Source organism: Chlamydia gallinacea 08-1274/3 (assembly GCF_000471025.2).
GTDB lineage: Bacteria > Chlamydiota > Chlamydiia > Chlamydiales > Chlamydiaceae > Chlamydia > Chlamydia gallinacea.
In genome coordinates, this window is the sequence record NZ_CP015840.1 from 845728 (window position 1) to 867283 (window position 21556).

Sequence of the window (21556 nt, forward strand, 5' to 3'; positions counted from 1 at the left end):
CTTTGAAATCGTTTACTAACAAATCTACATTATGTTAACCTAAGGAAATAAAACTCATTTACAAGGAGATTCCCTCATGTCCAGGCAAAATGCTGAGGAAAATCTAAAAAATTTTGCTAAAGAACTCAAGCTCCCTGATGTAGCTTTTGATCAAAATAATACGTGCATTTTGTTTGTTGATGGCGAATTTTCTCTTCACCTCACTTACGAAGAGCATTCAGATCGTTTGTATGTTTATGCTCCTTTATTAGATGGCTTGCCAGACAATACACAAAGAAAGTTGCTTTTATATGAAAAGCTCTTAGAGGGATCCATGCTTGGTGGACAAATGGCTGGCGGTGGTGTTGGAGTTGCAACTAAAGAGCAATTAATTTTAATGCATTGTGTTCTTGATATGAAATATGCTGAAACAAATCTATTAAAAGCTTTTGCTCAATTGTTTATTGAAACTGTTGTGAAATGGCGAACTGTTTGTGCTGATATTTGTGCTGGTAGAGAACCTTCTGTAGATACTATGCCTCAAATGCCTCAGACAGGAGGAGGAATGCAACCACCTCCTTCAGGAATCCGCGCCTAGTAAAATTAACGCGTCTTTTTGCTTGGTGAAAATAAGGACGCGTTTTCTGTGAAAATTATCATTTTATATTTTCTGAATATAGGTAAGGGCACTTTTCATAATTATAGTGCTGGCCTTAAATTTTCTTTATCTGCTTTAGAATTACGTGTAAGAGGTGTCTTTTTGACTGCTCTAGTGTTTTTAACTTTTCTATGTGAAGACTCATTGACGATATTCACTAGCAGATGTATAACACTCCTTACATGTAGGGGCTTCTAGGTAGCATCATTCGTTTTGTGTATTCTGTTTTTTTCTAGATTAGGAAATAGATCCAATATCGAAATTTTACATAATTTTAAGAGTGCTACTGGGCATCTATAATGGAATGAAGGATGCAATAGGTGGTTGTTATGATGTGCGGTTATTTTTTTGGGTATCTGGGAGCTGACCCTGAAGAAAGAATGACTTCAAAAGGCAAACGTGTTGTTGTTTTGCGTTTAGGAGTAAAGTCTCGTGTGGGAACAAAAGACGAGACAGTATGGTGTAAATGTAATATTTGGCATAATCGTTATGATAAGATGCTCCCATACTTGAAAAAAGGATCAGGAGTGATTGTTGCTGGAGACATTGCTGTGGAAAGCTATATGAGTAAAGATGGTACACCACAGTCTTCTTTAGTAATTAGTGTAGATACCTTGAAATTTAGTCCTTTTAATGGCAGAGGAGAGACGCGTTTTTCAGCAGGAATGGAAAATGTTTCTCAGCAAGATTCTATGTCTTTAGGTTTTGAAGGGGAAAGCTTAGATACAGAAGTCCTATCAGATAAGGATATGTATGCTGGCTGTGGACAAGGTCAGCAATACGTTTGTGAAGATGTTCCTTTTTAATCGAATGAAAAGTTATGAAGAGGTGACCTGTGGTATTGTTTTATTCTCAAGCGTCTTGTAATAAACGTGTTAAGGCTGACGCAGTGATTTTGCCTTTTTGGAAGGTAAACAATAAGGCAAAATGTGCTGTAGCAGTAACAAAAGATTGTGAAGCCGTATATCAAGCAGCTTTGGATAATTTTACAGGGAAAAGTAGTGGGATGGAATTGCTGTATAGTTTAGGGCAGGTCCCTGAAAAGCGTATCCTACTTTTAGGTTTAGGGAAAAATGAGGAATTAACTTCACAAGAGGTTTTAGAAGCTTATGCTCGGGCAACACGCGTGCTGCGTAAAGCAAAGTGTAAGACTATCAATGTCCTTCTTCCTACAATTTCTACGTTACGTATTTCTGCAGAGGAATTTGTGAAAAATCTGGCAGCGGGAATGTTATCCTTAAATTACAGCTATCCTAAGTATTGTAGGGACAACAGTTCTACAGATCCTCTGTTAACTAAGGTTACTGTCTATGGTATTGTCTCCAAGATTGCTGAGCCGATTTTTAGAAGAGAAGAGAGTATTTTTGAGGGGGTATACCTTACCCGAGATTTAGTTAATGGGAATGCCGACGACATTACTCCAAAAAAATTAGCAAGTATTGCTCAAGGGCTAGCTAAGGAATTTCCTAGTTTGGATGTGAATATTCTTAACAAAGAAGCAATTCTTAAGGAAAAAATGGGATTATTTGCTGCTGTTGCTAAAGGCGCGGCTGTAGATCCTTATTTTATTGTTTTAAGTTATCGGGGAAAGCCAAAATCCAAGGATCATACTGTATTGATTGGTAAAGGGGTAACCTTTGATTCTGGAGGGCTCGATCTAAAGCCAGGGAAAGCTATGTTAACTATGAAGGAAGACATGGCAGGAGCAGCGACTGTCTTAGGGATTCTTTCAGCGGTAGCAGAGTTGGAACTCTCAGTCAATGTAACAGGAATTATCCCTGCTACAGAAAACCCTATTGATGCTGCTGCGTATAAGATGGGGGATGTTTATATAGGGATGTCAGGACTATCTGTAGAAATTGGTAGTACAGATGCTGAGGGACGACTAATTCTTGCAGATGCAATGACTTATGCTTTGACATACTGTAATCCTACACGAATTATTGATTTTGCTACTTTAACGGGAGCGATGGTAATTTCCTTAGGAGAGGACGTAGCAGGTTTGTTCTCGAATAATGATATTTTAGCTCAAGATCTTTTGGAAACGTCAGCAGAAACAGGAGAATCTTTATGGAGATTACCTCTCGTTGACAAGTATGATAAAGCATTAAACTCGGATATTGCCGATATGAAGAATATAGGAAATAATCGTGCAGGAGCTATTACAGCAGCGCTTTTTTTAAGACGATTTTTAGATAAGCATTCTGTAGCTTGGGCACATTTGGATATTGCTGGTACGGCGTATCGTGAGAAAGACGAAGATCTATTTCCGAAATATGCTTCGGGTTTTGGCGTCCGGTGCCTCACTTATTATTTAGCAAAATTTTTGTCTAAGTAATTGTTTTTTTAGTTTCTTACTTTTTAGTGGAGAATTTGTGTTTTTAATTTATTAAAATTAAATGGCTGTTTTATTAAAGTTTTTCAATTTCCTGCCGATAGATGAGGTAAGTAATGACCTGTCTAATTAGGGGAAATGAAAATGTTAGGAGTACAAAAAAAACGTAGCAGCAAGAAAACGGCAACGAAGGTTGTACGTAAGCCAGCTGCTAAAAAGTCTACGGCTCGCAAGGCGACAGCACGTAAGACAGTAAGAAAAGCGACATCTCGCAAGAGTGTAGCTAAGAAAACTGCTACTAAAAAGCCAGCTGCTAAAAGGTCTACGGCTCGCAAGGCGACAGCACGTAAGACAGTAAGAAAAGCGACATCTCGCAAGAGTGTAGCTAAGAAAACTGCTACTAAAAAGCCAGCTGCTAAAAAGTCTACGGCTCGTAAGGCGACAGCACGTAAGACAGTAAGAAAAGCGACATCTCGCAAGAGTGTAGCTAAGAAAACTGCTACTAAAAAGCCAGCTGCTAAAAAAGTTGTAAGTAAAACAGCTACAAGAAAATGCGCAACAAAATCTGTTTGCTGCAAAAATCATAAGCATACCGCAGCTTGTAAGCAAGTATGCTCTTCTTCTGCGAAAAGAAGATACAGTTCTAAAGGTCGTGTTCGCACAGCTCATGGTTGGCGTCAGCAGTTAATGAAATTAGTTGCTCGCTAGGAGTGGGTTTCATTAAGCGAGGGTGAACGGTAGGAGATGAAGAGGTATCTCTTGCCGTTTTTTTACTCCTGGTATCGCATGTCTCTCTTTCTGTACAGTTAGGAAGGAAATTTGGTATAGTTCATCCATAGGCAATCGTGTATAGAGGGAAGGCTAAGGGGAGAGTGCAAGATTATACTAGCTTTGAGGATTTGGTTCGCTTATTTCAGGAAAAGATCCCTTCCTTTGTTGTTATAGGTTCTAACTCTGAAGAAGATAAACATGTCTGTATGGAGTTATTAGTTTCCGGGAAAATACAAGAGTTTGATGGTTTCGGATTAGCCATTAGCGATGTATCTCAATGGACTGACTCTTATGGATTATTTTCTTCTCGGGAGACGATATCTATTTATCGTGCAGAAAAATTTTCCCAACCGATGCGAGATTTTTTGATTCACTATGCTAAAAATCCGCATCCCCACCTAACCTTTGTCTTATTTACTACTAAACAAGCCTATTTTCAAGATTTGAAGAAATGCCTTCCTACTGCAATTTTCCTTTCGTTATTTGGAGAATGGCCTTCGGATAGGGAAAAACGTATGGCGACTCTTCTAGTTCAGAAAGCGGCGTCTTTGGGTATTTCTTGTTCCTCTGCATTGGCATCAGCTTTTGTAAAGAAATTTCCTCAGAAGGAAGTGCATTACCTTCTTGGGGAATTTCATAAGCTACTTTGTAGTATTGGGAGTAGGAAAGTCTTAGAATATAAGGATGTGGAAGGAGTAGAGAAAGAAGAACATGTGTCGTTATGGAAATTTCGCGATGCCATATTACAGAGAAAGGTTCAGGACAGCCAGACATTCCTACATTTTTTATTATATGAACATGGAGAAGACCCTTTAGAGTTAATCATGTTTTTACGTGGGCAATGTTTGTATGGATTGCGTGCGCTGGAAGAAAATAACAAAGACCAGAAGAATCGTCTTTTTTCTGTTTATGGGAAAGAACGTTTATATCAGGCATTGAGCCATTTGTTTTATATTGAGAGCTTAATTAAAAACAACGTTCAGGATGCTCGAATAGCAATTGAAACTTTACTCATTAGAGTGGTGCGTTTATAATTTGTTATTTATAGAGTAGGAAGCTATTCTTTTTTCATATAAATTGAATTTATTTTATTTGTTTTGTTGTTTATAATTAAAAACATTTTATTTTATTTGTTAATTATTAAAAAATAAGTTCAAGATTAACAAATGAAACAATCTTTAAAAAGTATAAATTCACAAAATTCTGCAACAACCATTCCTAATGATCAGCTTACGGTTTCCTGCAATGAGACGGAAGTAGGAATACATAAACCCTGGGATGTAGGTAATGCCACAATTAAGAACATAGCACGACCTATAACAACTCCACCAGATGCTCTTCCTTCTGGCTGTATTGCACTAAAGAGTGATCTAGATAATTATTTAAACAAAGGGAATATCACTACTAGTGGTACTTATTTAAGGACACGTGGTGGCCTTATGGTAGGGGGTATCAATATGAATAATCATGTGATTTCCGGTCTCCCCGCTTCGTATAAGAATATCCAAGTAAATCTACAAGATATTGTTTCTGTAGGCATGGTACAAGAAGATATTGGTGTTATTGCGGATAACGTTACCACTCTAGTTGAACATATGGATAAAATGACCGATCCTAGTTCTGGATTAGACCAGCTGTCAAAGGATTTGGGATCTCCAAATAAAAGTGGCGATTTACAAAAGCCAAATGAAGCAAAATGGCTGGTTATTGCTCAAGGTAATACCATGCAGGGAACGTTAAATTTTAAGCAGTTGGAAGAAGATGGACTGTCAAATAAGGCCCCGACGATTACAGGGTTGTGTATTACTTCATCTTCAGGATCAGGATCAGGAACATCAACTAAGACTCAGGCATTGGGAGCAATTTCTAATGGGACGGATGCTTCTTCGCTAACTAGAATAGTTACTGTAGATGATTTTACAAAGACGTTGTCCTCTCTGACTCCTTCTACAGGAACAGGAACCGGAACCACGACAAGCACATATCCTGAGTGGACGGGCATGGATATGCCTTTTATTTGTCTAAATTACCCCAGTTCTACTTCATCAAATAATACCCATACGGCATCAAAAAGTGCAGATAAGTTTATGACTTATCAGGATGAGAGCTCTCTAAAATTATTGCGTCGGGGTGTGTATTTCGTATCCTTTTGCTATGACTTTTCTTCGACATCTTCATCTCCAGCAACAGATGTGAGCTGTACCCTATCGTTAACTCCAGATGGAGGAACGAAAACAGAAGTCTATACATGCAGTGGGAAATCAGATGCGAATTTAGTGGGGCAGTACTATGTCTTTGTCGCGGGGGATACCCCATCAGTTTCCACGACTTTATCTATAGAAGTGACACCAACTCCTGCATCTAAAAAAATGTGGGGTGTGTCTTTTAGAGCATGTTATTAAACAATTTCTAAAAAGGCTAAGATATTCTTAGCCTTTTTCTTATTTCTTATGGATTTGTTGATGCAGTGAATGTTGCGGGTAGTAGGGTAACTTGCCAAGACCATGAGGAGATTGTTGCTGTTCCTGATGAGCCGCCTCCCCCTGAGGAACCTCCTGTAGAGTTTCCATTGTCTTTGATTTTCAGTGTTGAGTTTGCAGTTTGCACAGGAATTTGACAACATACGGATTGTCCTGATGCTAGGGCGGAAACTTCGTATACCACGGTGTCTGTTGATCCTGAGGATCCTGATCCGCCTCCGCTACCTGATGTGGTATTAGGATTTAGGATGACACTAATATTGGATTTGTCTTGTGAGGTAGAGGTAACAGAAAAGCAGAGTGTGAGAACTCCTGCTCCTAGAATTTTCATTGATGTTGTGTCGGAATCTTCAATTTTTAAATAAGTTTCAGAATTGGGGGTGGTGATTAAGGAAGATGACGGTGTTGTAGATGAAGAAGGCGGTGTGGAGGACGAGGTTGATGTTTTTATTGGTGAGATGAGCGATGTGGGTTGTTGTATTGTAGGTGAAGTAGGCGAAGGGGAAGGTGTAGGCGTAGGCGGTGTTGTTGAGACTTCTTTCCAGTTAAGATAACTTGAAGAAGTTGCACTTGTAGTCACAGTATTTCCTAGAATACCCACTTTAGGTAGGGTAGTTTTACTCTGGACATACTCCACGTTTACAGCACTTTGAGTGTCTGTGTCTTTGGGGGTTGCTATGCCAGTAACGGTGTGATTACTCATATTTAAATCACCGTTCATTGTTCCACCGTTTACACTGATGAATTTAGGATTTGCTGGAGGTAAAGTTCCCGGATTATTGGGGTCTTCATTGACAATACCCAGAGCGGCTTCAATGTTAGACATAGTATCTAATGCGTTAGTCATTTGAGTGACTGCTTCATTGAGTTTCTGGTTATTTGTAACCTCATTTACCTTGTCGGAAAGGTACTTAAAAGTTACTGCCTCAGAATTTTGGGGAGAACTAGACATGGTTAAGTTGGTAATGGTATTCCCTCCCATATTAATGTTCCCCTGCAAGGTACCTCCTGTGGTAGGAAGATATCCTGAATTAGGATCATTTTTTGCTACGAAATTAGATTGGAGATAGTCTAAAGATACGGCATCAGAACTCTTAGAGGGAGTACCTAGTCCACTAATATTTTGATTATTCATATTGATGGATTGTGAAGATGAGATCCCGCTGCTAGTGACAGTAAAGATTGCAGAGGTCGTGGTTCTTGTGTTTCTAGTAAAAGGATTGCTTTGATATATTTTATTATTCTCAGTATTATTTTTCATAATTTGTTGTTATTATCAATTCTTTTTATTAGAAACTAATAACAATTACTATTGTTTTATTAAAATTAAAAAGAAAGATTCATGATTTCTTCTGCAATAGTATCATGAAATAAACGACCCCGTTGATTGAGTAAAAGGAATTCATCGTTTTTGTCGAAGAGGTCGTGAAGATGCGGTAGGGAGGTCAAGGCGTGCAGAAGCTCCAGGGGAAAGTCTTTCCATCGTGCTCCTTGAGTTAGTCGTAGTCGAAGAGCCAGGGATTCTTTAATACGTTCTTTTTCTGGGAGGCACTCTGAGAATTCTTGAGTAGGAAGATGTTTACGTACAGCACGTAGATAGTGAGAGATTCTCGATAGATTTTTGGATCGCGTGTGGTGCAGATACTGGGAAGCAGAAACGCCTAATCCTAGAAATGGGCGGTCTGTCCAGTAGTAGAGATTATGCTTGGCTTCTGCACCTGGTTTTGCATAGGAGGCGAGTTCGTAGCGTAAGAATCCCTGGGCTGTGAGGTGGTTTTCAGCAAAGAGGCTCATAGCTACTAGGGACTGATCCTTAGCAATGGCAGGGAGGACAGCATGTCGATGTTTATAAAACGACGTATGAGGGTCTATAGTGAGATTATAGAGAGAAAGATGGGTAATAGGAAGAGAAAGAGCTTGGTAGATGTCTGAGATGAAATCCTCAAGAGTTTGCGTGGGTAGACCATAAATAAGATCAATAGAAAGATTTGTAAAACCATATTGATGGCAACGATGTAAAGCTTGAATAGCTGTTGTTGATGAATGTGTTCTTCCTAGAGCTTTTAAAAGGGGGTCATGGAATGTTTGTACTCCCACACTAATTCTATTGATGGGAGTCTGCATTAGCTGGCATAAGTAGGATTCCGATAGATTTTCAGGATTTGCTTCTAGGGTAATTTCTCGTGCACAGGGAGATAAAACATTAAGGATTTTATTTAAGTAATGAGGAGGAATTAATGAAGGAGTTCCTCCTCCGAAAAATACCGTATCAATAAAATAGAGTTCTTTTAGGGATGCAAACTTATGTAACCCTTCTTGAAGAACTTGATCACAATAGAGCTCTATTAATTCCTCGCGATAAGGAATTGTATAAAAGCTACAATAATGGCATTTTTTTGAACAAAAAGGAATATGGATGTAAAGAGCTAGAGGCTGCTTACCACTCATTAGCATCGGGGTCAATAATTCCCCCTCGTCTCCAGCGATTGCGATCACTAAACGGATCTTCGTCATCCTCATGGGAATAATCGACCTCTATTCCCCCTTCTTCACGTTCCTCATCGTGGAATTCCATCTCTAAGGTTTCCCCTGGGTCCAGCTCGATTTCTGTTTCTGTGGACTCTACGAACTCAATATCTGACATACTTGGGCCATCAGGATATACGGTTTTTGTAGGGGAGCGTCGTGGAGCGACGTATTCTTCAATTTCACCACTTTCTTTTAGTAGCTGTAGGCGTTCTTTTTCTTCATGGATTTTGTTTTCTAAAGAACGAATTTCTTCTTTGTGCCTATCTACTTCTTTTTTAGGGACTAACCCTAATTTCATCCATTGAGTAAGGTCATGTAATTCGGCTTCTAATTTTTTAAGTCGTTCACTTTTCATCTAGTAGGTACCATCCTGTATGCTAGAGGGCAGATGTAATGTATCCCCTGCTTTTTTTCAACAACAGAAAAAAATAAAGATTATTTTTTTGAAAAATAAAAATTTGCTATGAAACGAAATTCTGATCGCATCTATCGAGAACAAATATCATATGGATTCTGAGTTTGCTGGACAAGTCCATTCTTTAGATATTGCTTGGATTGAGTCTATGTTTCAACGATTTTTGCGTAATGAAACCATAGATTCTTCATGGAAATACTTTTTTCAGGGATATCAATTGGGGCTTGAAAGCACATTGTCTTCATCAGAAGAGATGAAAGATCATGATACTTTACAGGAGAAAAAAGCTCAGTTTCTTCTTATGATTTATAGGTATTATGGGTATTTGCAAAGTCAAATTTCTCCATTGACTTCTGCTAGTCCCTCATCATTGATTCAAGAAAAAATCAAAAAAATTGATCTTAATGAAATGGTGCCTTCTTTAGGGTTGCTTCCTAAAGAACAAGTTTCTGTTCGAGAGCTTATTCAAGAGTTGGATAACTGTTATTGTTGTGGATTAGCAGTAGAAGCTTTAACGTGTTCTCCGCAATTGCAGGAATATGTGTGGCAGCTCATGGAGGGGAAGGTACCGTCGCGATCTGTAGAAGAGTTGCTGAGAAGTTACCAAGATCTATGTAAAGCATCCTTTTTTGAAGAGTTCCTTCAGATTAAATTTACAGGTCAGAAAAGATTTTCTTTGGAGGGAGGAGAGAGCCTTATCCCCATGTTGGAACATCTTGTTCATTTTGGAGTGGGACTAGGAATTACAGATTATGTGTTTGGAATGGCCCATCGTGGGCGATTAAATGTGTTAACTAATGTCTTTGGGAAACCCTATAGAGATGTGTTCATGGAGTTTGAAGATGATCCCCAATCTCGAGGAATTGATCATGTGGGGGATGTCAAGTATCACAAGGGCTATGTATCGAGATCTCAGGATAGATGCGGAAAGGAAATTGTTCGTGTTATGCTTCCTAATCCCAGCCATTTGGAAGCGGTAGATCCCGTGGTCGAAGGAGTTGTCGCTGCTTTGCAACACAGAGATTCTGAAGATCAAGAACATTCTTGTTTAGCCATTTTGATTCATGGTGACGCCGCATTTTCAGGACAAGGAGTTGTTTATGAAACTTTACAATTAAGTCAGATCCCTGGATATGCGACAAAAGGCACTCTACATATTGTAATTAATAATCATATTGGCTTTACTGCCCAACCTCGAGAATCTCGCTCTACACCCTATTGTACAGATATTGCCAAGATGTTTGGGATTCCCGTATTTCGGGTTAATGGAGAGGATGTTGTCTCCTGTTTACGAGCTATAGAATATTCCCTTAAGGTACGAGAGAAATTTGCATGTGATGTGATTATTGATTTCTGTTGTTACCGTAAACATGGGCATAATGAAAGTGATGATCCTTCAATCACATCTCCTTTGCTTTATGATGAGATTAAGAAAAAACCTTCGATTCGTGAGATTTTTAGAAAATTCCTGTTAAGTCAAAAGTTTTTAGAGATTTCTGAGGACAAATTAGTACAGATAGAAAATGATGTTCACGAGATTTTACATCAGGAATTTCAGTTATTGAAAGAAAAAGATTTCCAACTTTCTCCAAGGGGATGCCGACATTGTGATCGTATGAATCTTGGGGAATTATTAGTGAATTCTCTTGATGTTTCTTTAGATCAGGATACAGTACGTGGAATTAGCTCGAAGTTATGTGGTCTCCCAGAGAATTTCACCCCCCACCCTAAGATAAAATCTCTTATTGAAAAAAGAATGAAAATGGCTAGTGGAGAAATAGGGTTTGACTGGGGGATGGCTGAGGAACTGGCTTTTGCCTCACTACTCATAGAAAAGTTTTCCTTGAGGATTTCTGGTCAAGATTCGATCCGAGGAACTTTTAGTCAGAGGCACTTGTTGTGGAGTGATATACACTCCGGAGATACGTATACGCCCTTGTATCATTTGTCTCCAGATCAAGGTTCTTTAGAAATCTATAATTCTCCTTTGTCTGAATATGCTGTTTTAGGTTTTGAATATGGATATGCACAACAAGCAGAACGTACGTTAGTCATTTGGGAAGCACAATTTGGTGATTTTTCCAATGGGGCGCAGATCATTTTCGATCAGTATATTTCTTCAGCTATTCAAAAATGGGATTTGCATTCCGATCTTGTTGTTCTTTTACCTCATGGTTATGAAGGGCAAGGGCCTGAGCATTCTTCTGCACGTATAGAAAGGTATTTGCAGTTGGCAGCAAATTGGAATTTTCAAATCGTTCTTCCTTCGACTCCTGTTCAGTATTTTCGTATTCTTCGCGAGCACACAAAAAGGGATCTTTCCTTACCCCTTATTGTCTTCACTCCCAAAATGTTGTTGCGATATCCTGAATGCACTAGTTCTATAGATGACTTTGCTAGTTATGGGGGATTTCAGGCAATTTTAGAAGATAGTGAACCGAATTATCATGCTAAAATTTTAGTCTTGTGTTCAGGAAAAATTTATTACGATTTTCAATCTACTGTAGCTCAGAAGAAGAGAGAAAAGGATTTTGCGTGTTTACGTATTGAGAGTTTGTATCCTTTGCATCTTGAGAAGCTATCGCATTTGCTTAGGAAGTATTCTCAAGTAATTCATTATGTTTGGCTTCAAGAAGAGCCTCAGAATATGGGAGCCTATGATTATATATTCATGGCAACTCAAGATCTATTTCCTAAGAAGTTATTATGTGTAACGCGGCCTCGAAGTAGTTCTCCGGCTACAGGATCTTCACGTCTTCACAAGCAAGAATTGTTAACATTAATGGAAACACTGTTTTCTTTAGGTAGTGTATGATTACAGAAGTGCGCATTCCTAATGTTGCTGAATCTATAAGTACAGTGACTATAGCGTCTCTTTTAGTTACTTCAGAAAGTTTGGTACAAGAAAATCAAGGGATTCTAGAGATTGAAAGTGATAAGGTAAATCAACTGATTTATTCTCCAGCTTCAGGAAGAATTGTTTGGGAAGTTTCTGAGGGAGATAGCGTTTCTGTAGGAGGACTTGTAGCTAAGATATACGATGCTAATGAAGCAATTCCTGAAACTACAGAACACATTCCTGAAGAAAATACCACAATAGAAGCAGAAATCATTTGTTTCCCAAGAACAACCTCCCAAGAACCTCCAGCAAAAGGAAAGACCTTTGTTCCTTTGCGTGATCAGATACAAAACAATCCTAAAGAAACAAAGCAAAATGAAGTTCGTGAGCGTATGTCTTCGATACGAAAAACGATTTCCCGTCGTTTGGTATCGTCCCTTCATGAATCCGCTATGTTAACCACATTTAATGAAATTCATATGAATCCATTGATGGATTTACGTAGGGAAAATCAGGAGAGGTTTTTGTCTCGGTATCATGTAAAATTAGGTTTAATGTCTTTTTTTGTTAAAGCTGTTGTTGCAGCTCTCAAGTCCTATCCATGTATCAATGCCTTTATTGATAAGGATGAGATTGTTTATCGCCAGTATTATGATATTGGTATAGCTGTGGGAACAGAACGAGGCCTTCTTGTCCCTGTGATTCGAGGATGTGATACTCTTTCTAATGGGGATATTGAAGGACAACTTACCGATTTAGCTTCGAGAGCACGTGAAGGAAAAATTTCTGTTTCTGAATTAGAGGGCGGATGCTTTACCATTACCAATGGTGGTGTTTACGGATCTCTGCTATCTACACCAATTATTAATCCTCCTCAAGTTGGGATTTTAGGCATGCATAAAATACAGAAACGCCCTGTGGTTATAAATGATGAAATAACCATTGCAGATATGATGTATGTAGCTTTGAGCTATGATCATCGCATTATCGATGGGCAGGAAGCTGTAGGGTTCTTAGTTCAAATTAAGGATGCTATCGAATGTCCCGAATCTCTACTAAGTTTTTAATTTTATTCCCTAGGAAGAAGAAGAACGGCGGTCACGTTACTTTTTTTTGTGTGAGGATTCTTCTCTTGAGGATCCGAATGAAGATTTCGGTATCGTGAAGAAAAGAAAGTGTCATGTTCTTTATAAGTACATCGTTCAGAAATCGTAATTTTCGATCGAGAAATACCTAAATCAAGAAGTTGTTTTCTAGCTACAGCACGAAAATCCATATGATTTTTTTCTGGCATTAAGGGGAAAAAGCTTGCGGGGAAGAGTTCCTGGTAATCAGGATAGACAGCATATTCAGGACCTAAAGAAGGGCCAACAATCACGATAAGGTCTTGAGGACGGGAGTGAAATACTTTTTTTAAAGTAGCAACTGTGACAGAGTAGATATTCCCTACAAGTCCGCGCCAACCGGCATGGACATTAGCAATCACATGTTTCTCAGGATCATAGAAGATCGCTGGTTGGCAATCCGAATGACGAATATGTAAAGAAAACCAGGGCTCTTGAGTATATAAACCATCTCCAGGTAATCCTTGAGGTGTTGTTTTTTTCACATGACGTACTGTTGTACTATGTACTTGGTGGAGATCACAAAACCTCTGAGCTCCTAAAGATTGGCAAATATCTTCGTTTTTAGGGGAGTCGACTTTTCCTTCATTATCTAGTTGCTTAGGAAATAAGCCGTGACGAATGGGGAAAGTCGCAAGCTCAGGGAATACGAGCTTAGTTAAGTTATTGCCTTTATGTGTTGTACCCATGGTCTCGCATATTATTCAGGATTTTTCCAAACACCATGCTCTTTTAACAGGTGGATTAATTCTTCTTCGGCATTTTCCATGGGAATGTGAGATTTTACACACGTATGTTTTACATACAAGTCCACCATACCTGTCTTAGATCCTACAAATCCAAAATCAGCATCCGCCATTTCTCCTGGACCGTTTACAATACATCCCATGACAGCAATTTTTAATCCTACAAGATGTTTAGTTTTTTCTTGAATACGTTTTGTTACCTCAGGGAGATTAAAAAGAGTTCTTCCACATCCGGGACAGGAGATATATTCGGTTTTTACTAAGCGTACTCCGGCGCTTTGTAGTGTGCTGAAAGCAATTTCTCTGGACACTTGGAGAGGAATATAGGGAAGATCTAAGATTACAGCATCGCCTAGATTGTCTAAGAGTACGGCTCCAAATTCTGTAGCTATAGATACTGTAGCAGTGCATTCATCTTGTGTATCTTGAGAAAATACAAGCTTTACGGGTTGCGTTTGTTGTTTTTTCTTTTTAAAGAAGTTTCTAACACTATGCATAAATGGAGGGGAGGCGTGATAATGAACAAAAGGAGATGTTAGTGTAGATGCAGTATCCCATAGATTTTCATTGTCATCGTATAGACAAGGCACTTGATAATAGTGAAAGACAAGGATGTAGTTTTTTAACTTTTCCACGATAGGAGTGTCTAGAAAATGTTCTGGAACAACCACTCCGTCAGGAGTTGTTGGGGATGTTTTCTTTGTTTCTGTATCAATACCTAAAGCTTCTAAGAGAGTCTCTGCGGAAGCTCCTTCTAGATGGTGCTCATAGAGTTTGAGAAATACACCGTATACAGCTCCCCATGGGGTGGTTTTGGTGATGTTTTTTGCAGCACGGGTAAAACTTTCAGAATTCTCTAAAGCAAAGGGATTATGTTGCTTAGGAAGATCATGATACACTGTTGTATGTTTTAATAGAGCTGTACACACAGGGATTTCTTGTGTGGGGCATCCCGTCAGAGAGCAACGAATGGTATCGCCTAATCCTTCAGCAAGTAAGGTACCTATGCCTACAGCAGACTTGATAATTCCGTCTCTTCCCATTCCTGCTTCGGTAACTCCTAAATGGAGAGGGTAATGCCAGCCACGAGCATCGAGATCTTTAGCAAGTTGACGGTAAGCAGCAATCATAACTTTAGGATTGCTGGATTTCATTGAGAAAACAACATCACGATAGCCAAGTTTTTCACATATGGTAATGTATTCTAGAGCTGACATTACCATACCTTCAATAGTGTCTCCGTAGCGTTGTAATATGCGTTCAGAGAGGGAGCCGTGATTTACTCCAATACGCAAGGCTTTTTGAAGGCGTTGGCATTTCTCAACTAGAGGAGTGAATTTATCTTCCAGGCGCTTAAGACTATCCGCATAGTTTGCAGGGCTTCTTCCTGTAAACATATTTCGCTTATCAACAAAATTTCCTGGATTAATGCGTACTTTATCTACAAAGTCTACAACATGTGTAGCAGCTTGGGGAAAAAAGTGGATATCCGCAACTATAGGAACATAAATCCCTTTGTTTATAAGTTGCTCTTTAATGCGTTCGCATGCCTGAGCTTCTTTAATACCCTGTACAGCAACCCGTACAATGTCACATTGAGCTTCCACAAGATCGCAAATTTGTGCCACTGTAGCATCGACATTTGCAGTTGGGGTTGTAGTCATGGACTGATTTTTAATGGTATGATCACTACCTATGTATAGATTGCCTATTTTTACTGAATGGGCATAGCGCCGAGTTGTGTTCTTGGGAAAGGAGGATGTCATTGTGAGATCTTAAGATAATTATTTTGTAGATACAGTTTATTTATCACTATGAGAAAGGGATTAGTTTAATTTATTATAAAGTATTTAGAAAATAGAAAATTACTAGGTAGGTAGATTTCTCATAAAACAAATTACTATGTCTACAAGAAAAAGAACATTCTGCAAGGGAGGTGATCTATCCATTTTACTGAAGTTTAGTAGTTTTTATAGAGGGTAACCCAAGCCTGGAGGACTAACGACAACAATATTCATATTCATAGTTGGATTGGTTAAAGCAAATTGTGCCACGGCGGTAGCTAAACCTGTTTGTATTGCAGATTTCCATGCCATAGCTTCTTGAGGATTTTTGGACATTTGTGAAGGAGAGGTAGAGATCAGAGGTAGTTGAATCATATCCATACCTAGCATCACGGCATGTTGTATACAGTGAGTATAAGCAGATTTGGCTAGCGAATAGGCAACAAGAGGATTGTTTTTGTGAATAGAGGGATCAGGCCCTTGGAGGAATCCTAAAGAGTTAGGAAGGCCTAAGTGATGTTTGTTAGTTGAGCCATCACGATTTTTCCAAGGCAGAGATGAACACTGACCCTCAAGGAGGTTGACGTTGTCATATTGAATATTCAGCATATCTAGATTAGTAAATGTAAAAGTATTAGGTTCTAAAGCAATCATTAGATTACAACAGCACTGTATTCGTGGTGTAAACATTGATCCTATCGTGGAGAAAAGAACCGTTTGCGAGTTATTAAATTTCCATACTTTCTGTACAAAGACTGTTGAGGAGTTTTCTATAATATTCGGAAGATGTTTCCAGTTATCAGTAACTAATTCCGCACAATTTTCTAATACTTTTGTATGGGATGTAGTTTCATTCACCGTAAGAAGAAAAGGAGATTCATTCGGTGTAGGTGGAGGAATTTTTGTTGATCCTATCAGTTGAGGAGGAAGCGGCTTAATAGCAATTATAGAAAGTAAAAGTAAAGAGAAACCACAAATAGAAAGAAGAGGTAAGATCCCGGAGAGAGATGAAGCAAGAATTGAACCTATAGCAACAAGAGCAGCAATAATCACAATGACAATGCGAACAATTTTGGACGTTGTTGAAAGTGTCCTCTCGCGAAAAGTTATGAGTGTTCCTGAAGAAGGATGATTAACGATAGTGGTCATTTAAAGGCTGAATTTCTATTCGAGGGAAAGATATGCATGTATTTTTAAAGTTATATCGTATAGAAGCTTTTTTATTTGCTGATGAGAATTTTGACGTTAATAAAATTAATTTATTTCATGTAATTCTACTTTATTAAATGCTTACTGTCTAGATGATATTTTTGATTGTAGAGATAGTAAAATGGTTCTTACTACAAAAGTAGGTGATTATAAAAATTTATAACATCATAATTTTTCCAATTTTTAAATAATTGGAGAATCTTTATTTACTATCACAATAAGCATGGGGTACCTAGGGTGTTTGCGTGCAAAAGCTATAACTGCTTGCACAAACGAAGACTTTACTGTGTCTATCCAAGCAGTGTATAAATCATTCTCTTCAACGGTTTCCCCTATTGCTGGGGCGAAATTATGGGAAGAAATTAGGGGCAATTGGATATGGTGGGATTGTACTAACGTGCCCTTGTGAAAACAATTCTCATAGGCTTGGAAGACATATTGTTGACATAAGCTTAGGTTATTATGACACTCACAAGCATTAGGACCTAATAATTGTGCTAAATAATTCGGTAAACCTGAGTTTTGTTCGTTACACGTACCATCAGGGTTTTCCCACTTTCCTACAGTACATTCGCCAACTTGAAGCTTCTGTTTGCCTTCGGTTGAGTTTATCCATCCCTCGAAACTTACAGCAGATGTAAATGCTAGATTAGTTCCTCCGCCTCCTGAGAGCATATAAGCGTTTGCTGCATTTACAAGCATGAGATTAGGTAAACTTGTATGGAATCGAGGAGAAGCAATATCTCCTACTGCAGAGATCAAATAGGTACTTGTCGCGGGGATTTTCCATATAGAATAGGATGATGTTGTGGTTACGGGGGCTACACTCCCTAGAGAAATTTCCTTTAGGCTAGATACAGTACGGGCATGAAATTGCAATATAGATTTATAGTCTTTAGTAGTTGGCTGAAGAATTTTTCTTGGGGGCTGAGACAAATGATATTTGGTAGCATGCCGGGCAGCCAGAACACCTGTAAAAACAAGAGTAAGCACAAGTAAAGGAATGGCGATGGAGGAGCTAATCACTCCTGCAAAGAATAAGCCGGCTACCATTATGATCTCTAAAGTAACCAAGACAATAAGGGATGAGAGAAATACTATATGGGATTTTTGTTTAACTTCTAGCCGCAAAACGCCACTATCAGGACGATTTGAAGAAACACTCGTCGCGTTGGCAGGATACATTGCAATTCCATTCCATATTGCTACAATTACATTTAAAATGTGATCTTTACGCAACCGCACTTAATTTTACATTGACAAGCTAAACGCTCATTAAATTCTGCCTCCCCTAAAAAATCCATTTCTTCTTGAGTGAATTCAGAAAGATTTTCTTTTCCCTCAAGTACTTCAACAACACATGTCCCGCATACTCCCTCCGTACAAGCAAAGGGGACTCCGGAAGCTTCGCAAGGTTGGGCAATACTCGATCCTTCTTCAAGATCAAATTCTTTTTCTTCACCTTCAGAACAAACGATTAATTTTGCCATGGCTTTCTCAAAAATCTATAGTTCATATAACTTTAAGAATTCGGAGTAGAGGGATTCGAACCCCCGACCTATTGCTCCCAAAGCAACCGCGCTAACCAGGCTGCGCTATACTCCGTACAAATGGATATTAGGTCAGAAGAAAGTTAGCATAGAAGAAAATAGTCTACAAGATAAAGATCAATAAAAACTTGTATTCGTTTCCAGAAGAGTTTTGCTTGAAGATATATATTTTCTGACAGTATTGAAAAAGCTAGAAGAGTCTCATAAGGGAGGCGCTGAGTGATAACTACACAAGAGAAAACATGGCAAATGACTCTTATTCCCTTAGGGATTCTTCTTTCTCTCGTGTTCCCACTACCCCAAGTTTTATTAGATATTGGGTTATGCATTAACTTGATCTTTACATTCACCCTAGTTTTCTGGGTGTTTTCTTTAAAGTCAATTTACTCAGCTAAGCTTTTCCCACCCTTATTTCTCTATCTTTGTTTGTTTCGTTTAGGCCTGAACCTTGCCTCAACACGTTGGATTCTCTCGTCAGGTTGGGCCTCCCCCATGATTTTCTCTTTGGGACGATTTTTTTCTTTAGGAAGTTTGGGGGCCGGAGTCATTACCTGTTGTCTGTTTTTTTTAGTTAATTTTTTGGTTGTTGCTAAAGGAGCCGAACGTGTTGCTGAGGTACGTGCACGCTTTATTTTAGAAGCTCTTCCAGGGAAACAGATGTCTCTAGATTCTGATGTATTCCAAGGAAGGCTTTCAAGTGTCGACGTGGAAAAAGTGAAGCAGGACTTATTTGAAGAAAGTGATTTTTTTTCTTCAATGGAAGGAGTATTTCGTTTTATTAAAGGGGATGCCATTGTAGGATGCATTTTGCTAATCGTCAATTCCTGTGCTGCTATTTATTTTGCCAGTTCTTTAGATTGTGATAGTTACAGTTTTTGGCTGACAGTTATAGGCGATGCCTTAGTGAGTCAAGTTCCTGCGTTGCTTACTTCATGTGCTGCGGCGACTCTTATATCTAAGGTAGGAAAAAGAGACACGCTGATAGAGCACATGCATCACTACTATGAACAAGTGCGTGAACAGTTTCGTATTATTGCTTTTGTATTTTCTTTTTTTCTGTTCATTCCTGGAATTCCAAAGACTCTTATTGTCATTTGCGTGACATCATTACTCTTAGGATATAAAAAAAAATCTCAAGAAGATGTTATGTCGCCTCAATGGGAGAATTTGCAAAAATTATATCTTTACCTTCCCCAAGAGTATTCAGGAAAAGATCCCCATAGTGTTTATCATCAAGCTTGTGTAGCTGTCTTTGAAGAGTTGGGCATAGCATTACCCAGGCAATTATGTGTAATGCACACAGGGAAAACCTTGTGTTTAAGTTATGAAGGACAGCCCTTCTATTTCAAAGAAATGACTTTAGATAGTCTTCTCCCTATATTGAGAAGTCTTGCTCCAGAAGTTCTTCATGGTAAGCATATTAAGGCTTTAATTAGAAATGCTCAGGAAGTTTGGGGCATATCGGTTGATGAAATTATTCCTAAAAAAATTTCAGAAAATTCTTTGATGTTTTTGGCGAAAGCTCTTGTCAGAGAGCGCATTTCCTTGAGGTTTTTCCCTAAGATTCTTGAATCCATTGCTCTTTATGGATCTCATGAGGAAAATATAGAGACTCTAATAGAAAAGGTTCGTAAGCATTTGGGGAAACATATTGGAAGGTCTTTATGGGATAAGGAAAATGCATTAGAAATTATTACCTTAGATGTTCATGTAGAGAGAATGATCAGCGATTTATATTCACAATCGCATCCTTTAATGTGTAATAAAGTAGTAAACCAGGTAAAGAGTATACTCCAGCGATCTCAAGGAGGAGATTTCCGAGCGATTGTCACTGGATATGAATCTCGGTGCGAGCTAAGAAAAATCATCGAGCCCCATTTCCCTGATCTTTTGGTACTATCCCATAATGAGCTTCCAGAAGAAATCCCCCTGTCTTTATTAGGATCAGTTTCTGATGAAGTTTTGGCTCTTTAATTATGAGAAGAATTACAAAAAAAAATAAAAATGGTTTAATTAGAACTATTGTTAGAAATTATTTTTAATAAATTGTGGAAAACAAAATAAAAAACAGTATTTCTGAAATTTGGGATTTGTATTGGGAAACTCACAATGTTGAGTATCGAGATACTCTTATCGATGCCTATTTGTATTTAGTAAAGAATGTAGTGCATCGTTTGATTATTGGCATGCCCTCACATGTAACGGCGGAAGATCTCTATTCTTCTGGAATTGAAGGATTAGTGCGAGCTGTGGAGAGATTTGATCCAGAGAGAAGTCGTCGTTTTGAGGGATATGCTCTATTTTTAATCAAAGCTGCAATTATTGATGATTTGCGAAAGCAAGATTGGGTCCCTAGAAGTGTTTATCAAAAGGCAAATAAGTTATCAGAAGCTATAGAAAATTTACGCCAGTCTTTAGGGAAAGAACCGACGGATGGGGATCTTTGTGAGTATTTTCAAATTTCTCAAGAAGAGCTATCAGAATGGTTTATTTCTGCACGTCCAGCACTGATTATTTCATTAAATGAAGAAAGATCTTCATTTTATGATGGAGAAGGAATAGCCCTGGAGGAGAGAATTCCCGACGAGCGGGCAGAAACAGGGTATGATGCTATAGATAAAAAAGAGTTTACTCGATTCTTAACAGCTGCTATTCAAGGGCTTGATGAGCGAGAGCGTAAAGTAATGGCTCTTTATTATTATGAAGATTTAGTTTTAAAGGAAATAGGAAAAATCCTTGGTGTAAGTGAGTCTCGTGTGTCTCAAATTCACTCTAAAGCTCTCATGAAGCTACGAATTGCTTTATCTGCATTCGCTTAGGAAATCTGCGTATAATTTTTTCTAGATAGGAGGGCATGATGTAAGATGATGCCCACACTCAATACTATCCCACCTAAAGTAGATAAAAATAAAAAGAAAATATTTCTAGAACTAATTAAAGCTGTACAACAGCCTATAATCATAATCATTGCAAGAGTAAAAAGCACAACGCAAAGAATAGAAAGAGCCCGATTAGATATTCTTAATGAAATCATGTCGGTGAAAACAAATGTCGTGTTTGTATTAGTAGGGTTGATCATAGTTTTCTCATCTGGCAAACGAAACTAATTCTAAACAAGATACGAATTTATTCCTATA

Annotated in this window: 19 protein-coding genes and 1 tRNA gene; 10 read left to right on the top strand and 10 right to left on the bottom strand. The window is 38.5% G+C overall.

Annotation, left to right across the window (positions count from 1 at the left end; all coding sequences use genetic code 11):
- Nucleotides 1-76 precede the first annotated feature (76 nt).
- From M787_RS03820 to M787_RS03845, 6 genes are all read left to right on the top strand, one after another.
- On the top strand, nucleotides 77-577 hold the full coding sequence (locus M787_RS03820) for a type III secretion chaperone Slc1 (RefSeq protein WP_021828254.1): 501 nt from the start codon (nucleotides 77-79) through the stop codon (nucleotides 575-577).
- Nucleotides 578-966: 389 nt separating this feature from the next.
- A complete protein-coding gene (locus M787_RS03825) occupies nucleotides 967-1443 on the top strand; it encodes a single-stranded DNA-binding protein (RefSeq protein ID WP_148660157.1) in 477 nt (158 codons plus the stop codon).
- 29 nt (nucleotides 1444-1472) lie between these two features.
- A complete protein-coding gene (locus tag M787_RS03830) occupies nucleotides 1473-2975 on the top strand; it encodes a leucyl aminopeptidase (RefSeq protein ID WP_021828256.1) in 1503 nt (500 codons plus the stop codon).
- 141 nt (nucleotides 2976-3116) lie between these two features.
- Nucleotides 3117-3680 carry a histone H1-like DNA-binding protein Hc2 gene (hctB, locus tag M787_RS03835; RefSeq protein WP_021828257.1) on the top strand — a complete coding sequence of 188 codons (564 nt, stop codon included), beginning with the start codon at nucleotides 3117-3119 and terminating at the stop codon, nucleotides 3678-3680.
- A 164-nt stretch (nucleotides 3681-3844) separates the two neighbouring features.
- Nucleotides 3845-4777, top strand: a complete 933-nt coding sequence (locus M787_RS03840; protein ID WP_021828258.1) for a hypothetical protein — start codon at nucleotides 3845-3847, stop codon at nucleotides 4775-4777.
- 132 nt (nucleotides 4778-4909) lie between these two features.
- Nucleotides 4910-6145, top strand: coding sequence for a hypothetical protein (locus tag M787_RS03845; protein ID WP_021828259.1), 1236 nt, complete (start codon nucleotides 4910-4912; stop codon nucleotides 6143-6145).
- A 46-nt stretch (nucleotides 6146-6191) separates the two neighbouring features.
- On the opposite strand, the gene M787_RS03850 is transcribed toward M787_RS03845, so the two are convergent.
- From M787_RS03850 to M787_RS03860, 3 genes are all read right to left on the bottom strand, one after another.
- Nucleotides 6192-7484 carry a hypothetical protein gene (locus M787_RS03850; RefSeq protein ID WP_021828260.1) on the bottom strand — a complete coding sequence of 431 codons (1293 nt, stop codon included), beginning with the start codon at nucleotides 7482-7484 and terminating at the stop codon, nucleotides 6192-6194.
- 65 nt (nucleotides 7485-7549) lie between these two features.
- Nucleotides 7550-8671 carry a radical SAM family heme chaperone HemW gene (hemW, locus tag M787_RS03855; protein ID WP_021828261.1) on the bottom strand — a complete coding sequence of 374 codons (1122 nt, stop codon included), beginning with the start codon at nucleotides 8669-8671 and terminating at the stop codon, nucleotides 7550-7552.
- Nucleotides 8661-9107 carry a hypothetical protein gene (locus M787_RS03860; protein ID WP_021828262.1) on the bottom strand — a complete coding sequence of 149 codons (447 nt, stop codon included), beginning with the start codon at nucleotides 9105-9107 and terminating at the stop codon, nucleotides 8661-8663. Before M787_RS03860 ends, hemW begins: the two co-directional genes overlap by 11 nt.
- Before the next feature lie 151 nt (nucleotides 9108-9258).
- Between M787_RS03860 and M787_RS03865 the strand changes: the two genes are divergently transcribed.
- Nucleotides 9259-11982 (top strand): 2-oxoglutarate dehydrogenase E1 component, encoded by a 2724-nt coding sequence (locus M787_RS03865; RefSeq protein ID WP_021828263.1) that lies wholly within the window; start codon nucleotides 9259-9261, stop codon nucleotides 11980-11982.
- Nucleotides 11979-13073: a dihydrolipoyllysine-residue succinyltransferase gene (gene sucB / locus M787_RS03870; protein WP_021828264.1), complete on the top strand. Its 1095-nt coding sequence runs from the start codon at nucleotides 11979-11981 to the stop codon at nucleotides 13071-13073. Before M787_RS03865 ends, sucB begins: the two co-directional genes overlap by 4 nt.
- Nucleotides 13074-13075: 2 nt before the next feature.
- On the opposite strand, the gene pgeF is transcribed toward sucB, so the two are convergent.
- The 6 genes from pgeF to M787_RS03900 all read right to left on the bottom strand — a co-directional run bounded on the left by pgeF (nucleotide 13076) and on the right by M787_RS03900 (nucleotide 18474).
- Nucleotides 13076-13819, bottom strand: coding sequence for a peptidoglycan editing factor PgeF (gene pgeF / locus M787_RS03875; RefSeq protein ID WP_021828265.1), 744 nt, complete (start codon nucleotides 13817-13819; stop codon nucleotides 13076-13078).
- Nucleotides 13820-13830: 11 nt separating this feature from the next.
- A complete protein-coding gene (locus tag M787_RS03880; protein WP_021828266.1) occupies nucleotides 13831-15642 on the bottom strand; it encodes a 4-hydroxy-3-methylbut-2-en-1-yl diphosphate synthase in 1812 nt (603 codons plus the stop codon).
- A gap of 204 nt (nucleotides 15643-15846) precedes the next feature.
- On the bottom strand, nucleotides 15847-16809 hold the full coding sequence (locus M787_RS04935; RefSeq protein WP_021828267.1) for a hypothetical protein: 963 nt from the start codon (nucleotides 16807-16809) through the stop codon (nucleotides 15847-15849).
- Nucleotides 16810-17052: 243 nt separating this feature from the next.
- A complete protein-coding gene (locus M787_RS03890; protein ID WP_021828269.1) occupies nucleotides 17053-18054 on the bottom strand; it encodes a macro domain-containing protein in 1002 nt (333 codons plus the stop codon).
- Nucleotides 18055-18086: 32 nt separating this feature from the next.
- Entirely contained in the window at nucleotides 18087-18359 is a 273-nt protein-coding gene (locus tag M787_RS03895; protein ID WP_021828270.1) for a 2Fe-2S iron-sulfur cluster-binding protein, read from the bottom strand.
- A gap of 40 nt (nucleotides 18360-18399) precedes the next feature.
- Nucleotides 18400-18474, bottom strand: a tRNA-Pro gene (locus tag M787_RS03900).
- A gap of 194 nt (nucleotides 18475-18668) precedes the next feature.
- Here M787_RS03900 and M787_RS03905 point away from each other — a divergent pair.
- Nucleotides 18669-20393: an FHIPEP family type III secretion protein gene (locus tag M787_RS03905; protein WP_040429755.1), complete on the top strand. Its 1725-nt coding sequence runs from the start codon at nucleotides 18669-18671 to the stop codon at nucleotides 20391-20393.
- A gap of 74 nt (nucleotides 20394-20467) precedes the next feature.
- On the top strand, nucleotides 20468-21238 hold the full coding sequence (locus tag M787_RS03910) for a FliA/WhiG family RNA polymerase sigma factor (RefSeq protein ID WP_021828272.1): 771 nt from the start codon (nucleotides 20468-20470) through the stop codon (nucleotides 21236-21238).
- Here M787_RS03910 and M787_RS04860 read toward each other — a convergent pair.
- Nucleotides 21235-21498 (bottom strand): hypothetical protein, encoded by a 264-nt coding sequence (locus M787_RS04860; RefSeq protein WP_021828273.1) that lies wholly within the window; start codon nucleotides 21496-21498, stop codon nucleotides 21235-21237. The two genes, M787_RS03910 and M787_RS04860, sit on opposite strands and share 4 nt — an antisense overlap.
- Nucleotides 21499-21556 lie beyond the last annotated feature (58 nt).